This window comes from Pseudomonas sp. 7P_10.2_Bac1 (genome assembly GCF_025465935.1).
Classification (GTDB): domain Bacteria; phylum Pseudomonadota; class Gammaproteobacteria; order Pseudomonadales; family Pseudomonadaceae; genus Aquipseudomonas.
In genome coordinates, this window is the sequence record NZ_JANLNV010000059.1 from 256,529 (window position 1) to 271,410 (window position 14,882).

Sequence of the window (14,882 nt, forward strand, 5' to 3'; positions counted from 1 at the left end):
ACAAAAGGAAATTGAAACATGGGCCCATGGCTCGATAGCGTTACCAGTTGGCTCACCACCAACCCGCAATGGCTCGGGCTGGCGGTCTTTATCGTCGCGTGTCTGGAATGTCTGGCGATTGCCGGCATCATCATCCCGGGCACGGTGCTGTTATTTGCAATCGCAGTACTGGCCGGCAGTGGCGCCTTGTCACTGGGCCAGACCCTGCTGCTGGGCTTTTTGGGCGGCCTGCTGGGCGACGTTCTGTCTTACGCACTGGGCAGACGCTTCCACCAAAATATCCGCCGCTTGCCCTTGCTGCGTACCCACCCGCAATGGATGACCGGCGCAGAGAGTTACTTTCAACGCTACGGCATTGTCAGCCTGATCGTCGGTCGCTTCATTGGCCCGCTGCGCCCCATGCTGCCGATGGTTGCCGGGATGTGCGACATGCCAGTGCCGCGCTTTATCCTCGTCAGTCTGCTGGCGGGTGCTGGCTGGTCCATCGCGTACCTGTTGCCGGGCTGGGCTACCGGAGCGGCGATTCGCTTGCCGCTGCCTGAAGACTTCTGGCCTCAAGCCGCCATCGTTGCTGTCAGCATTGCCGCCCTGCTCGGGCTGAGCATCCACGCCAACGTGCGTCGCCAGCCCAAAGCCACGCTAATGATCGGCACCCTGAGCCTGGCACTGCTGATCGCGGTGTTCTTCGGCTATTCCCACATGACCGCGTTCGATCAGGGCATCAGCACCCTGTTGCAAGAGCATCGCAGCAGCACCATGGACACGCTGGCCGTGCTGGTGACGCAGATCGGCAACTTCCGCACGCAACTGCTGGCCGCGGCGCTGGTGTGTACGCTGCTGTTCTTCAACAAGCAATGGCGTGCCTTGATCTTCTTTGGCGGGGTCACGCTGTTCACCGCCATTGCCAACACCGCCACCAAGCACTTCTTCGCGCGCATGCGCCCTGAAGTGCTGCTCGACCCGCTGACCAGCTACAGCATGCCCAGCGGCCACAGTTCTGGCTCTTTTGCATTCTTTTTAGCCCTGGCGATTCTGGCGGGCCGTGAAAAACCGCAACGCATGCGCATTACCTGCGTGCTGATCGGCTGTTTGCTGGCCATGACCGTGGCCATGTCACGGATTTATCTGGGCGCTCACTGGCCAACGGACATCATGGCAGGCGCGTTCCTGGCCATCACCGCCAACGCCTTCGCCCTGGCCTTGACCCAGCGCTATATGGTGCTGGAGCCAGTCCCGGTCAAAGTCTGGTGGATGATCCTGCCGTCGTGCGCAGCGCTGTATGGCTTCTTCATGCTCAGCCACTTGTCCAAAGAATTGCTGCGCTACGCCTATTAAGGAGCCTGTAGAAGCGAGCTTGCCTCGCGATCTTTTGCCCCTTAAAGAACACCGTTCAATTAAGCATCTCGCCCTGCATCTCTTCGAGCAGGGCTTGAATGCCATCCAGACGCTGCTGCGGGTCGTCGACCTGCAGCAAGTCAATCTTGTCCTCTTCAGCAAAAGGCAGCAGGTACGCCAACTGGTTGGCCAATGACTGCTGACCCGTGACCTCGGTATTCATGTTCAACGCCGCGACCATCGGGTGCTCGGCCAACGTTTTGAGCAAGGCCAGGAGGTCTAGATCCTCTTCCTGCAAAGGTTGCTCCGGGATCTCATCCAGCCAGTCCACTTCGGCCACCAGCAGGTGGTCACGCTGCAACTCAGTGCTCAACACTTCAAAGCGCCGCCCGCCCTCAATGCGAATCCCCAGCAAGCCGTTTTCCTGTTTCTGGAAATCACTCACCCGCGCTTCACAGCCGATCCCGGCGATATCAGGTTCAGCGTCGCCGGTTTCACTGCCGTCCAGGATGCACACCACTCCAAACCCGGTGCCTTGCTTCATGCAACGGGCAATCATGTCCAGGTAACGGGCCTCAAACACTTGCAGGTCCAGTACGCAGCCCGGGAAGAGCACCGTACTCAAGGGGAACAATGGCAACTTCATACAACCCTCCTTACACCACGAGGGTCACGGCCAGCGGCAAAAATACCGCCGTGCCTACGCCCATTAAACTCATTGCCAATGCCGCAAAAGCACCTGCCTCTTCACCTTCGTGCAGGGCCACCGAAGTGCCCACTGCGTGGGCCGTCATGCCCAGCGCCATGCCGCGCGCCTCAGGGCTGTGGACCTTGAGCAAGTTCAACAGGGCCGGGCCGAAAATGGCCCCAATCACCCCAGTGATCAATACAAACACCGCCGCCAGTGCGGCAACGCCGCCGATCTGCTCCGCGACCAGCATGGCAATCGGTGAGGTCACCGACTTGGGCGCCAGGGTCATCAGCATCATGCGCTCAGCACCAAACCACCAGGCCAGCAGCACGCCCAATACGGTCGCCAACACCCCGCCTATCACCAGCGTAGTAAAAATAGGCCAGAACAGCTGGCGGATTCGCCGCAGATTCAAGTAAAGCGGCACCGCCAGCGCCACCGTCGCCGGGCCCAACAGGATGGTCAGGATTTCAGTACTTTTACGGTATTCGTCATAGGCCAGCCCGCAACTGACCAACACCCCGATCACCAACAGCATGCTGGCCAGCACCGGCTGCAGAAAGATCCAGCGCGTTTTCTCGTAACCGGCGAGTACCAGTTGATAAGCCCCCAGGGTAATGCCGATGCCAAACAACGGATGATGGATAACCGACTGCCAGGCGCCTTGCCACTCGACGCTCATGATCGCTCCTTGGCTGCCTGTGACTTGACCATGCGCTGCATCAATACGCCGACAAAGGCCATCGAGAGCAGCAGCGACAAGACCAATGCCCCGGCAATGGCCCAGAAATCAGCGGCAATGTCGGCGGCATAGACCATGACGCCCACCGCGGGCGGCACCAATAGCAGGGGCAAGTAACGCAACAGGCCTTTCGCCGCTTCATTCAAGGACTCGCTGACCTCGCCACACACCAGCAAGTACACCAGTAACAGCAACAGGCCGATAATCGGGCCGGGCAGTACCGCAATGAACAGGTGGTTGAGGGCGGTGCCCAGCAATTGAAACAGCACCAGCCAGGTCAGGCCGCGTAACAACATGTCATCTCTCCAGCGATCTGTTTGCGCGCCGCATTATAAGCATGACATGGCAAACCTCGCCCAAGCGCAGCAGAGTCCGCTACCACCTGTACTGAAAAACGGAATATCTGCGCATGTTTCATCTGCCCCTATAGACAGCTTTTTTTGCTTCGGCATACTCGGCAGCCTAACTATCCGGATCCCGCTATGCGCCCACTTGCTCCCCTTGCTTTAACCCTGCTTTTGACGGCCTGCGGTGATGGCGAATCGCTATTGCCGCCTGACGCACGCCTGCCCGACGGCGGCCGTTACCGGGGTGAAGTGGTCAATGGGTTGCTGCAAGGCCAGGGCCGTATCGACTACCCGAACGGCAGTTGGTACGCAGGCCAGTTCAAAAATGGCCAATGGCACGGCCAGGGCGAGTGGCACGGCAGCAGCGGCGAGGTCTATATCGGCTATTTCGAGCTGGGCCTGTTCAATGGGCAAGGCAGCCTGAGCACCCATAACAGCAGCTATGTGGGGGGCTTCAAGAACGGCCGACGCGAAGGTGAAGGCACGCTCAAAGAAGGCAGCATGAGCTATCGCGGCGAATTCCACGACGACGAATACTCGGGGCTCGGGCACCTGGAGCTGGACGACGGCAGCCAATATGTGGGCCAGTTCGCCAACGGCAAGCCCAACGGCGAAGGCAAGCGCAGCGATTCCACCGGCAATGAATTCAGCGGGCACTTCGTCAACGGCCAGCTCGAAGGCAACGGTACATTCAACAGTGCTGACGGCGACCAGTACGCCGGCGGCTTCAAAAATAACCAGTTGAACGGTAAAGGCCGCTATGAAAATGCCGACGGCGACGTCTGGATCGGCGATTTCAAAGACGGCGCGCTGTCGGGCAAGGGCGAGTTGATCGGCGTCGACGGCAGTCACTACCGCGGCATGTTCAACGAATGGCGCTTCAATGGCCCCGGCCATTTGAGCATGACCGATGGCAGCACCTACATTGGCGACTTTGCCGCCGACACGTACCAGGGCAACGGTACGCTGACCTCCAGTGACGGAACCGTCGAAAGCGGTTTTTGGATCAATGGCCAGCGGGTTCGCGACGCCAAAGGCGAGCTGCTGCCCGACTCGCTGGAACTGGGCCTGCTCAACCAGGGCGAGTTGCTGAACCAGGCGCTGCAGGCGGTCCCGCCCTCCACGCCAGCCATTGAGCTGTACAGCCTGGTCGTAGCGGGCGACGGCAAACAAAGCGTTTTCATGCGTGAAGCCGACTACGTGACTGACATGCTCGCCAGCCGTTTCGGCAGCCGTGGCCACATCACCCTGGTCAACCATCGCGACCACTTGATGGACCGCCCCATGGCCACCCGTGAAAACCTGCACCGCGCAGCCAAAACCCTGGCGGAGCGCACCGGGCCGGAAGACCTGGTGTTTATCTACCTGACCAGCCACGGCACCCAAGAGCATGAGCTGGTACTCGACCAGCCGCGCCTGGAGTTGGCTGACCTGCCCGCCGATGAACTCGCCGCCGCCCTCGAGCCGCTGAAAAACCGTGACAAGATCATCGTGATTTCATCCTGCTATTCGGGTGGTTTCATACCGGCGCTCAAAGATGACAGAACCCTGATCATGACCGCCTCTCGCGAGGACCGTGTGTCGTTTGGCTGCTCGGAAGAAGCCGATTTCACTTATTTCGGCAATGCCTTGTTCGCCCAGGCGCTGAACCAGACCGACGACCTGAAAAAAGCCTTCAAACTGGCCAAGGAGTCCATCGCAGAGCGTGAGCAGACTGATGGCTACGAAGCCTCTGAACCGCAAATGTGGGCTCCAAAAGGCGTGCTGAACCACTGGCAACGCCTGCGCCAGCAGCAAGCCAAACAGGCACTGCATTAAATCTGTTGAACAGCAAGCCCACAAAGAAGGACTAAGCTGAATGTATCAAGGGAGAACTCGCATGTACTTGACGCCTCAGCACATCTTGCTCGCGGGGGCCACCGGCCTGACCGGTGAGCTCTTGCTCGACCGCCTGCTCAACGAGCCCACCATCGAACGCGTACTAGCGCCTTCGCGCAAGCCGCTGGCCAAGCACCCGAAACTGGAAAACCCGGTGGGTGATCCTGTCGTGTTTTTGCCCCAACTCAGCGGCCCTGTCGATGTGGCCTTCTGTTGCCTGGGCACCACCATCAAGCAGGCAGGTTCGGAAGAAGCTTTCCGTGCCGTGGATCACGACATGGTCGTGGCCTTTGCCAAGCGCGCCCTGGACATGGGGGCCAAGCACCTGATCGTGATTAGCGCGATCGGCGCCGACCCCAAATCCTCGGTGTTCTATAGCCGGGTCAAAGGTGAGATGGAGCAATCATTGCGCGCCCAAGGCTGGCCGCAACTGACCATCGCCCGTCCTTCGCTATTGATCGGTGAGCGTCAGGAAGAACGCCCCGTAGAAAAAATCGCGGGCACGCTGTCCAAACTGATCCCGGGCAAATACCACGGTATTGAAGCCTGCGAACTGGCCCGCGCCGTATGGCGTCTGGCATTGGAAGAGCAGAGCGGCGTGCGGGTGGTTGAGTCGGATGAATTGCGCAAGCTGGGCAAGTAACCCGATGCGCCAAAGCCCTGAGCAGGGCTTTTCAAATACCGCCGCTGGCCTGAAACCCGATACCTATCACCGTCAACACGGACAACGGCAACAACAGCGTATCCAGCAATGCACTGGCCGGCAGGTCCAGCCCCGGATAGCTCGGGGCTTGTGCACCAAATCGCTCTGGCGCACAGCACCCGCCCTGCAGCGCATACCAATCCAGGCGCGTGCCTGAATACACAATCGGCGCGCCTGGCTTGGCGGCGTCCAGCGTTCGAACACTGGCACAACCGCCGAGCTGCAAAAGCATCAACACGCCCAGCAGCGTCTTATTCATCGCCGCCCACATGGTGCTCGCCCCAACGCGGGAGCATGTCTTGCGGGATGTTAAGCAGGTTGAGAATGCGCGCAACCATGAAGTCCACCAGGTCATCAATGGTCTGCGGCTGATGATAAAAGCCAGGGGATGCAGGCAGGATGATCGCGCCCATATTCGACAGTTTGAGCATGTTTTCCAGGTGGATACTGGAATACGGCGCCTCACGAGGCACCAGGATCAGTTGGCGACGCTCTTTGAGCGTCACATCCGCGGCCCGCTCAATCAGGTTATTGCAAGCCCCGGTAGCAATCGCTGACAAAGTGCCTGTGGAACACGGCACCACCACCATCGCCGCTGGCGCACCGGACCCTGAAGCCACCGGCGACATCCAGTCTTCCTTGCCATAAACACGAATCTGCCCAGCGGCGGCGCCTGTGTACTCGGTCAGAAAGGTCTGCATCGCCTGGGGCTTGGCCGGCAGGTTGACGTCAGTTTCTGTCGCCATGACTAGTTGCGCGGCCTTGGAAATCAGGAAGTGCACCTCGCGATCTTCCCGCACCAGACAATCAAGCAGGCGCAACGCGTAGGGCATGCCTGAGGCGCCGGTCACGGCCAGAGTAATGCGCTCCGGGCCGCTCATTGCAGCGCTTCCGCCAACTTGCCATGCAGGCCGCCGAAGCCGCCGTTGCTCATGATCACCACGTGGGTGCCCGGCTTGGCCTGGGCTTTGACGTCAGCAATGATGGCCTCCAGTGAATCGCAGACCCGCGTTGGCACTGGGCTCGATGCCACCGTCGCGGCCAGGTCCCAGCCCAGGTTCGGTGGCGCGTACCAGACCACGTGGTCGGCCAGGGTCACACTGCCCGGCAAGCCGTCGCGGTGAGCACCGAGCTTCATGGAGTTGGAGCGCGGCTCAATGACAGCGATCAGCGGTGCGTCGCCAATACGTTTACGCAAGCCATCCAGGGTGGTGGCAATCGCCGTCGGATGGTGAGCGAAATCGTCGTAAATGGTAATGCCGTGGACTTCGGCGACTTTTTCCATGCGACGTTTCACGCTTTTAAATGCACTCAAACCGTCGATTGCCATGCTCGGCACCACGCCCACATGGCGAGCCGCCGCCAGGGTCGCCAAGGCGTTGGCAACGTTGTGCTGGCCGGTCATGTCCCACTCAACCGTGCCCTGCACCACGCCTTCAAACAGCACTTCAAAGCGCGAACCGTCTTCGCTTAGCAGCCTGGCTTGCCACTGGCCGCCTTCGCCGGTGGTTTGCACTGGTGTCCAGCAGCCCATTTCGATCACACGCTGCAACGCTGGCTCAGTGGTCGGGTGTATTACCAGGCCTTCACTTGGGATGGTGCGCACCAAATGGTGGAATTGCCGCTCAATCGCTGGCAGATCCGGGAAGATGTCCGCGTGATCAAACTCAAGGTTGTTGAGGATCGCGGTGCGCGGGCGGTAGTGAACAAATTTTGAGCGTTTGTCGAAGAAGGCGCTGTCGTATTCATCGGCTTCCACCACGAAGAACGGCGTATCGCCCAAACGGGCCGACACGGCAAAGTTCTGTGGCACACCACCGATCAGGAAGCCCGGCGCCATGCCCGCGTGTTCCAGCACCCAGGCCAGCATGCTGCTGGTGGTGGTCTTGCCGTGCGTACCGGCCACGGCCAGCACCCAGCGCCCTTGCAGCACGTGATCGGCCAGCCATTGCGGGCCGGACACATACGGCAGGCCTTTATTGAGCACGTACTCAACCGCCGGGTTGCCCCGCGACAATGCATTGCCGATGACGATCAGATCCGGGGCTGGATCGAGCTGTTGCGGGTCGTAGCCTTGAGTCAATTCAATGCCTTGAGCTTGCAGCTGGGTGCTCATCGGCGGGTAGACGTTAGCGTCAGAACCGGTGACGTGATGGCCCAGTTCTTTGGCCAACACCGCCAGCGAACCCATGAAAGTGCCGCAAATACCAAGAATATGAATATGCATAGTCGACCTCGTAAATCATCGGCGAAGGGTAGGTTTTTAAGTAGCGAGCTGCAAGCGGCAAGCTTCAAGCGACAAGAAAAAGCCAGAGCGGTCGAGGTACCCGCCCTGGCTTAGCTCTACCCTGCTTTTACTTGCTGCTTACAGCTTGGCGCTTGCCGCTGCTTTAACCCCATGCTTGCGCAGCTTTCTATAGAGCGTATTGCGGCTGATACCCAATTGCGCGGCAGTTTGAGTCATGTGCCAGCGCTGTTGTTCCAATGCCGCCAGCAAGGCCAGTTTCTCGGCGTCTTCCAGTGGGCGGTCGGCGCCCGGTGTTGTCGGTTTGACCGGCACCTGACGAATGGCCACCGGCAATTCGTCGAACTCAATGACGCCGTCTTCGCACAGGGCGGCCAAGGTCCGCAGTACATTGCGCAGTTGCCGCACGTTGCCTGGCCATTGAAACTCCAGCAACGCCTGACGCGCCGTCGGGTTGATCGCAAGTGGCTGCCCATCCGCCTCCTGCGCCAGTAAAAAGTCCAGCAACTGCGACTTGTCAGTGCGATCGCGTAACGCCGGCAAGCCCACTTCCAGGCCATTGAGGCGGTAGTACAAGTCTTCACGGAAACTGCCATCCGCCACACGTTCCAGCAGCTGACGGTGGGTGGCACTGACAATCCTGACATCGACCGCTTGCGGCTCGCCGCCAATCGGTACGACGACGCGGTCCTCCAGCACTCTTAGTAGACGGGTTTGCAGCACCAGCGGCATGTCTCCGATTTCATCCAGAAACAACGTGCCACCATGGGCCTGTTGCAACTTGCCCTGCATCCCCTCTTTACGCGCCCCGGTAAAACTGCCGCCGCGATAGCCGAACAGCTCGCTTTCGATCAGGCTCTCGGGGATCGACGCACAGTTAAGCGCCACGAACGGTTTATCGGCTCGCTGGCTGGCTTGGTGCACAGCCTTGGCGAATGCTTCTTTGCCCGAGCCGGTTTCGCCGTTGATCAACAACGGCACGTCACGCTCAAACACCCGCAGCGCACGGCGGAAATCATTTTGCAGCGCCTCATCACCCAGGCAGATGCCGCCCAAGGGCGGGCGAACCGGCTCTGGGGCAGGCGCCACAAACACCGGCACCGAACGCGGCTGGCCGCGCAGCGCAGCAAACAAGCGACGGCCATCCCGGGTACGCAATGGCCAACTGGCGCTGGCGTGCGTGCTTGCGCGGGCGAACAGTTCATCACGGGCGCAATCGAACACGCTGTCCACGCCTTGCCCGAGCAAGTGGCTGCGCGTCTGCCCGAGCAGGTTCAGGCCGCTTTGATTAACCCCACAGATCACCCCGTCGCCATCAAACGCCAGCAACCCTTCACTGAACAGCCCTACCGATTCGGCCTGCACGTGAAAACGCAGCAACCATTGATGCTCGTATTGGCTGAGGAAGTAACTGCTTTCGATGGTTTTGGCCGACAGATTCACCAGCGCCATGGTGTGGAACTGGCTCTGACGCGAAGCTTCATGGCGTGCCGAAGACACGTCCAGCACGGCCAACAGTTCACCGTGCGGGTCAAATACAGGGCTCGCCGAACACGTCAGGCCGGTGTGGCGGCCGCGAAAATGCTCACCCTGATAAATACTCAGGGCCTGACGTTCTACCAGGCAGGTGCCGATGCCGTTGGTGCCTTCGCGGGCCTCGCTCCAGTCAGCGCCGAGCCACAACCCGGCATGCTCGAAGACTTTACGCTCCGTGGGCGCAGTGATGCAGTTGAGGATCACCCCGCGGGCATCGGTCAACAGCACCGCATGCCCGGCACCCGACAACTGCTGGTGCAGGCTGTTCATTTCATGCCCGGCGATGTGCAGCACCTGCTGCAAACGTTCGCGCCCTTCCAGGATACGACTGTGCTCAAGCACCGTGGGGGCGACGTTCTGCGCGGGGTCGAGGTGGTAGTCCTCCAGGCAGCGTTGCCAGGAGCGAAGGATGGAAGGGTCGCACCCCTGCGGGCGGCCCTGAATGACATTGATGACTTGTCGGGCGTGCCGATTTAAATCGGTACTGTGCATTTTTATTGTTCTCCGCTCTGTCACGACGATCTCACTGACAGACAAAAAACAACGCCTGCAACGAATGAGAACCAGTCCAAACCGAAGACCCAGCATCCTCTTGAGCACCGCTCATTGCAATCTCGAACTGACTCATCGGTCATGGGATGTGCCATTTTTGACACAAAATGTCCCGTATGTTGTACCAGCGCTGTCACACCCGCCCGTCCAACAAGCCCCTTTAACAGCACTCACCCCCCACGCCACAAGGGTTGCAACATATTGGCCCAGCCTTTGCTCCCTTATTGGGCAGCGCCATAGCGCGTCCTCCCATAAGCAAAATAAAGCCAGGAGACATTCCATGCGTTACGCACAACCCGGTACTGAAGGCTCGGTCATCACATTCAAGGGCCGCTACGGTAACTACATCGGCGGCGAATTCGTGGCACCGGTCAAAGGCCAGTACTTCACCAACACCTCGCCGGTCAACGGCAAGGCCATCGCAGAATTCCCCCGCTCCACTGCCGAAGACATCGAAAAAGCCCTGGATGCCGCCCACGCTGCCGCTGATGCCTGGGGCGCGACCTCTGTGCAGGCGCGCTCGCTGGTGCTGCTGAAAATCGCTGACCGCATTGAACAAAACCTCGAACTGCTGGCCGTGACCGAAACCTGGGACAACGGCAAAGCTGTGCGTGAAACCCTGAACGCCGACGTGCCGCTGGCAGCCGACCACTTCCGCTACTACGCCGGGTGCATTCGTGCACAAGAAGGCAGCGCGGCAGAGATTGATGGCAACACTGTGGCGTATCACATCCACGAGCCGCTGGGCGTGGTCGGCCAGATCATCCCGTGGAACTTCCCGCTGCTGATGGCCGCCTGGAAACTCGCCCCGGCGCTGGCCGCCGGTAACTGCATCGTGCTCAAACCGGCCGAGCAAACCCCACTGAGCATCACCGTGCTGATGGAGCTGATCGGCGATCTGCTGCCACCGGGCGTGCTGAACGTGGTGCAAGGTTTCGGCAAGGAAGCGGGCGAAGCACTGGCCACCAGCAAGCGCATCGCCAAAATCGCCTTCACCGGCTCGACGCCAGTGGGCTCGCACATCATGAAATGCGCGGCCGAGAACATCATCCCGTCGACCGTAGAGCTGGGCGGCAAGTCTCCGAACATTTTCTTCGCGGACATCATGCAGGCCGAGCCGACCTTTATTGAGAAGGCTGCCGAAGGTCTGGTGCTGGCGTTCTTCAACCAGGGCGAAGTGTGTACCTGCCCGTCACGCGCCCTGATTCAGGAGTCGATCTACGACGACTTCATGAAAGTTGTCATGAAGAAAGTCGAGTCGATCAAGCGTGGCGACCCACTGGACACTGACACCATGGTCGGCGCCCAGGCGTCCGAGCAGCAATTCGACAAGATCCTGTCCTACCTGGAGATCGCTAAAAAAGAAGGTGCAGAACTGCTGACCGGCGGCCAGGTGGCCAAGCTCGAAGGCGACCTGTCGACCGGCTATTACATCCAGCCGACCCTGCTCAAGGGCACCAACAAAATGCGCGTGTTCCAGGAAGAAATCTTTGGCCCGGTGGTCAGTATCACCACCTTCAAGGATGAAGCCGAAGCGCTGGCGATTGCCAACGACACCGAGTTCGGCCTGGGTGCCGGCTTGTGGACCCGCGACATCAACCGCGCCTACCGCGTAGGCCGTGCCATCAAGGCCGGTCGCGTGTGGACCAACTGCTACCACCTGTACCCGGCGCACGCCGCGTTCGGCGGCTACAAAAAGTCCGGTGTCGGCCGTGAAACCCACAAGATGATGCTCGATCATTATCAGCAGACCAAAAACCTGCTGGTGAGCTACGACATCAACCCGCTGGGCTTCTTTTAACCGCCCTACCCTGTAGGAGCGAGTTTGCCTCGCGATCTTTTAAAAGGTCAAAAGATCGCAAGGCAAGCTCTCCTGCAATCGGGCCCTTGGCCCAGCTCTTGCTTTGCTCCCTGTCAAATCTTCCCAACAATAAAGAACAGGTGAACGGAAATGCCTAGCGAACACAATGCTGCTCCGGCAGCCAACTCCTCCGTCGACTTTGAGAAAGTCGGCACAGACTACTTTCAACAACGTGAACTGAAAAAAGGCGCTGCAGGCTGGGTCCTGCTGGTAGGCCTGGGCGTGGCGTATGTGATTTCCGGCGACTACGCCGGCTGGAACTTCGGCCTGGCCCAAGGCGGCTGGGGCGGTATGTTTATCGCCACCTTGCTGATGGCCACCATGTACTTGTGCATGTGCTTTTCGCTCGCCGAACTGTCGTCGATGATCCCAACCGCAGGCGGCGGATACGGCTTTGCCCGCAGCGCGTTCGGGCCGTGGGGCGGGTTTCTGACCGGCACCGCGATCCTCATTGAATACGCCATCGCCCCCGCCGCCATTGCGGTGTTTATCGGGGCGTATTGCGAGTCGCTGTTTGGCGTCGGCGGCTGGATGATCTATCTGGCCTTCTACATCATTTTTATTGGCATCCACATCTTCGGCGTCGGTGAAGCCCTCAAGCTGATGTTCATCATTACCGCCGTGGCCGCGATTGCGCTGGGCGTGTTCCTGGTGTCGATGGTGCCGCACTTCAGTGTGGCCAACTTGCTGGACATTCCAGCCACCGAGGCCAAAGGCGCCAGCGCGTTCCTGCCCTTCGGCTACGTCGGCGTGTGGGCGGCGATCCCGTATGCGATCTGGTTTTTCCTCGCAGTCGAAGGCGTGCCGCTGGCTGCCGAAGAAACCAAAAACCCCAAGCGCGACCTGCCCCGCGGCCTGATCGGCGCCATGCTGGTGCTCTTGAGCTTTGCCCTGCTGATCCTGGTGATCGGCCCGGGTGGCGCTGGCGCCCATCATTTGATGGCTTCCGGCAACCCGCTGGTTGAAGCGCTGAGCAAAGCCTATGGCGGCTCGACCTGGATGGGCGGCTTCGTCAATCTGGTCGGTCTGGCGGGCTTGATCGCCAGCTTCTTCTCGATTATCTACGCTTACTCGCGTCAGATCTTTGCCCTGTCTCGTGCAGGCTATTTGCCGCGCAAACTGTCTGAAACCAACAAGAGCAAAGCCCCGGTACTGGCCTTGATCATCCCCGGCATCATCGGCTTTGGCCTGTCCCTGACCGGTCAGGGCGATCTGCTGATTCTGGTGGCGGTGTTCGGTGCCACCATCTCTTATGTATTGATGATGGCCGCGCACATCACCCTGCGCATTCGTCGCCCCAAAATGGAGCGTCCGTACCGTACACCGGGCGGTATTGTCACCTCAGGCACCGCTTTGGTGCTCGCTTGCGTCGCGGTGGTGGCCGGGTTCCTGGTCGATCCACGCGTGGTGATTGGCGCGGCGGTGATCTATGGCGTATTAATTGCCTACTTTGCTTTTTACAGTCGACACCACTTGGTGGCCGGTACGCCGGAAGAGGAATTCGCAGCCATTCAACAGGCTGAGCAATCCTTGCACTAGTCGCTGAGAAACCCGCCAGACGCACAGCGTCTGGCGTTAAGGAGCACCTTGTATGGCAACTTTTTCTCACGCGGTGGGTACACAGACTTACCGCTTTGACAGCCTCAAAGACGTCATGGCCAAAGCCAGCCCGGCCCGTTCCGGGGATTTTCTGGCCGGCGTGGCGGCGCAAAATGACGGCGAACGCGTGGCCGCACAAATGGCCCTGGCGGACATCCCGCTGTCGTACTTTCTGCAAGAAGCACTGATCCCTTACGAATCCGACGAAGTGACGCGGCTGATCATCGACAGCCACGATCCGCTGGCCTTCGCCACGGTCAGCCACCTGACCGTGGGCGGCTTTCGTGACTGGTTGCTCAGTGACGCTGCCGATGAACACAGTTTGCGCGCCCTGGCTCCCGGCCTCACCCCGGAGATGGTCGCCGCGGTGTCGAAGATCATGCGCGTGCAGGATTTGATTCTGGTGTCCCAGAAGATCCGCGTGGTAACCCGCTTTCGCGGCACCCTGGGTTTGCGCGGGCGCCTGTCCACCCGCCTGCAACCCAACCACCCCACTGACGACCCGGCGGGGATTGCCGCAAGCATTCTCGATGGGCTGTTGTACGGTAATGGCGATGCAATGATCGGCATCAACCCGGCCACCGACAGCATCGCTTCGATCTGCGACCTGCTGAACATGCTCGACGCGATCATCCAGCGCTATGACATCCCGACCCAATCGTGCGTGCTGACCCACGTCACCACCTCCATTGAGGCGATCAACCGGGGCGTGCCGCTGGACCTGGTGTTTCAGTCGATTGCCGGCACCGAGGCGGCCAACGCCAGCTTCGGGATTAACCTGAATGTGCTGCAGGAAGGTTACGAAGCCGGTTTGAGCCTCAATCGCGGCACGTTGGGCAACAACTTGATGTATTTCGAGACCGGCCAAGGCAGTGCCCTGTCGGCCAACGCGCATTTCGGAGTAGACCAACAAACCTGCGAAACCCGCGCCTATGCAGTCGCGCGGCACTTCAAGCCATTTTTGGTCAACACCGTGGTCGGCTTTATCGGCCCCGAGTACCTGTACAACGGCAAGCAGATCATCCGCGCCGGGCTCGAAGACCACTTCTGCGGCAAGTTGCTGGGCGTGCCGATGGGCTGTGACATTTGCTACACCAACCACGCCGAAGCCGATCAGGACGACATGGACAACCTGCTGACGCTGCTGGGCGTGGCCGGGATCAACTTCATCATGGGCATTCCGGGGTCGGACGACATCATGCTCAACTATCAGACCACGTCCTTTCATGACGCGCTCTATGCCCGAAAAACCCTGGGCCTCAAGCCTGCGCCCGAGTTCGAACATTGGCTGAGCAAGATCGGAATATTTACCCAGAACGACGGCCGGATTGAGTTTGGTCATCAACTGCCACCCGCCTTCCGCCAGGCACTGGCTCATTTGGGAGGGCGCTGA

The 14,882-nt window shown here is 59.9% G+C and carries 13 protein-coding genes; 6 read left to right on the plus strand and 7 right to left on the minus strand.

Annotated features, from left to right (window positions below; translation table 11 throughout):
- Window positions 1–18: 18 nt before the first annotated feature.
- Window positions 19–1,335, plus strand: a complete 1,317-nt coding sequence (locus NTD86_RS12395) for a bifunctional DedA family/phosphatase PAP2 family protein (protein ID WP_262202558.1) — start codon at window positions 19–21, stop codon at window positions 1,333–1,335.
- A 55-nt stretch (window positions 1,336–1,390) separates the two neighbouring features.
- On the opposite strand, the gene NTD86_RS12400 is transcribed toward NTD86_RS12395, so the two are convergent.
- From NTD86_RS12400 to NTD86_RS12410, 3 genes are read right to left on the minus strand one after another with little or no spacing between them, the layout of a single operon-like run.
- Complete coding sequence (locus NTD86_RS12400; protein WP_262202560.1) at window positions 1,391–1,981, minus strand: LON peptidase substrate-binding domain-containing protein; 591 nt, start codon at window positions 1,979–1,981, stop codon at window positions 1,391–1,393.
- 10 nt (window positions 1,982–1,991) lie between these two features.
- The gene (locus NTD86_RS12405) at window positions 1,992–2,708 is read right to left on the minus strand and encodes an LrgB family protein (protein WP_262202562.1); all 717 of its coding nucleotides are present in this window, start codon (window positions 2,706–2,708) and stop codon (window positions 1,992–1,994) included.
- A complete protein-coding gene (locus NTD86_RS12410) occupies window positions 2,705–3,064 on the minus strand; it encodes a CidA/LrgA family protein (protein WP_262202564.1) in 360 nt (119 codons plus the stop codon). The genes NTD86_RS12405 and NTD86_RS12410 overlap by 4 nt, the downstream gene beginning before the upstream one ends.
- A gap of 186 nt (window positions 3,065–3,250) precedes the next feature.
- Here NTD86_RS12410 and NTD86_RS12415 point away from each other — a divergent pair, with 186 nt between their 5' ends.
- Both NTD86_RS12415 and NTD86_RS12420 read left to right on the plus strand, forming a co-directional pair.
- On the plus strand, window positions 3,251–4,933 hold the full coding sequence (locus NTD86_RS12415; RefSeq protein WP_262202566.1) for a C13 family peptidase: 1,683 nt from the start codon (window positions 3,251–3,253) through the stop codon (window positions 4,931–4,933).
- A 61-nt stretch (window positions 4,934–4,994) separates the two neighbouring features.
- Complete coding sequence (locus NTD86_RS12420; RefSeq protein ID WP_262202567.1) at window positions 4,995–5,636, plus strand: oxidoreductase; 642 nt, start codon at window positions 4,995–4,997, stop codon at window positions 5,634–5,636.
- A 31-nt stretch (window positions 5,637–5,667) separates the two neighbouring features.
- Here NTD86_RS12420 and NTD86_RS12425 read toward each other — a convergent pair whose 3' ends face one another.
- The 4 genes from NTD86_RS12425 to NTD86_RS12440 form a co-directional block, all read right to left on the minus strand.
- Window positions 5,668–5,955: a YceK/YidQ family lipoprotein gene (locus tag NTD86_RS12425; protein ID WP_262202569.1), complete on the minus strand. Its 288-nt coding sequence runs from the start codon at window positions 5,953–5,955 to the stop codon at window positions 5,668–5,670.
- Window positions 5,948–6,577 carry a flavin prenyltransferase UbiX gene (gene ubiX, locus NTD86_RS12430; protein WP_262202570.1) on the minus strand — a complete coding sequence of 210 codons (630 nt, stop codon included), beginning with the start codon at window positions 6,575–6,577 and terminating at the stop codon, window positions 5,948–5,950. Before ubiX ends, NTD86_RS12425 begins: the two co-directional genes overlap by 8 nt.
- The gene (mpl, locus tag NTD86_RS12435) at window positions 6,574–7,923 is read right to left on the minus strand and encodes a UDP-N-acetylmuramate:L-alanyl-gamma-D-glutamyl-meso-diaminopimelate ligase (protein WP_262202572.1); all 1,350 of its coding nucleotides are present in this window, start codon (window positions 7,921–7,923) and stop codon (window positions 6,574–6,576) included. The genes ubiX and mpl overlap by 4 nt, the downstream gene beginning before the upstream one ends.
- Window positions 7,924–8,061: 138 nt before the next feature.
- On the minus strand, window positions 8,062–9,969 hold the full coding sequence (locus NTD86_RS12440; RefSeq protein ID WP_262202573.1) for a sigma-54-dependent Fis family transcriptional regulator: 1,908 nt from the start codon (window positions 9,967–9,969) through the stop codon (window positions 8,062–8,064).
- A 340-nt stretch (window positions 9,970–10,309) separates the two neighbouring features.
- Between NTD86_RS12440 and NTD86_RS12445 the strand changes: the two genes are divergently transcribed.
- The 3 genes from NTD86_RS12445 to NTD86_RS12455 all read left to right on the plus strand — a co-directional run bounded on the left by NTD86_RS12445 (window position 10,310) and on the right by NTD86_RS12455 (window position 14,882).
- Window positions 10,310–11,830 carry an aldehyde dehydrogenase family protein gene (locus tag NTD86_RS12445; protein WP_262202574.1) on the plus strand — a complete coding sequence of 507 codons (1,521 nt, stop codon included), beginning with the start codon at window positions 10,310–10,312 and terminating at the stop codon, window positions 11,828–11,830.
- Between the two features lie 150 nt (window positions 11,831–11,980).
- Complete coding sequence (gene eat / locus NTD86_RS12450) at window positions 11,981–13,429, plus strand: ethanolamine permease (protein ID WP_262202576.1); 1,449 nt, start codon at window positions 11,981–11,983, stop codon at window positions 13,427–13,429.
- Window positions 13,430–13,481: 52 nt separating this feature from the next.
- On the plus strand, window positions 13,482–14,882 hold the full coding sequence (locus tag NTD86_RS12455; protein WP_262202578.1) for an ethanolamine ammonia-lyase subunit EutB: 1,401 nt from the start codon (window positions 13,482–13,484) through the stop codon (window positions 14,880–14,882).

Coding starts and splice junctions, on each gene's coding strand:
- NTD86_RS12395 (WP_262202558.1), top strand. CDS start 19: ATGGGCCCATGGCTCGATAGCGTTACCAGTTGGCTCACCACCAACCCG.
- NTD86_RS12400 (WP_262202560.1), bottom strand. CDS start 1,981: ATGAAGTTGCCATTGTTCCCCTTGAGTACGGTGCTCTTCCCGGGCTGC.
- NTD86_RS12405 (WP_262202562.1), bottom strand. CDS start 2,708: ATGAGCGTCGAGTGGCAAGGCGCCTGGCAGTCGGTTATCCATCATCCG.
- NTD86_RS12410 (WP_262202564.1), bottom strand. CDS start 3,064: ATGTTGTTACGCGGCCTGACCTGGCTGGTGCTGTTTCAATTGCTGGGC.
- NTD86_RS12415 (WP_262202566.1), top strand. CDS start 3,251: ATGCGCCCACTTGCTCCCCTTGCTTTAACCCTGCTTTTGACGGCCTGC.
- NTD86_RS12420 (WP_262202567.1), top strand. CDS start 4,995: ATGTACTTGACGCCTCAGCACATCTTGCTCGCGGGGGCCACCGGCCTG.
- NTD86_RS12425 (WP_262202569.1), bottom strand. CDS start 5,955: ATGAATAAGACGCTGCTGGGCGTGTTGATGCTTTTGCAGCTCGGCGGT.
- ubiX (WP_262202570.1), bottom strand. CDS start 6,577: ATGAGCGGCCCGGAGCGCATTACTCTGGCCGTGACCGGCGCCTCAGGC.
- mpl (WP_262202572.1), bottom strand. CDS start 7,923: ATGCATATTCATATTCTTGGTATTTGCGGCACTTTCATGGGTTCGCTG.
- NTD86_RS12440 (WP_262202573.1), bottom strand. CDS start 9,969: ATGCACAGTACCGATTTAAATCGGCACGCCCGACAAGTCATCAATGTC.
- NTD86_RS12445 (WP_262202574.1), top strand. CDS start 10,310: ATGCGTTACGCACAACCCGGTACTGAAGGCTCGGTCATCACATTCAAG.
- eat (WP_262202576.1), top strand. CDS start 11,981: ATGCCTAGCGAACACAATGCTGCTCCGGCAGCCAACTCCTCCGTCGAC.
- NTD86_RS12455 (WP_262202578.1), top strand. CDS start 13,482: ATGGCAACTTTTTCTCACGCGGTGGGTACACAGACTTACCGCTTTGAC.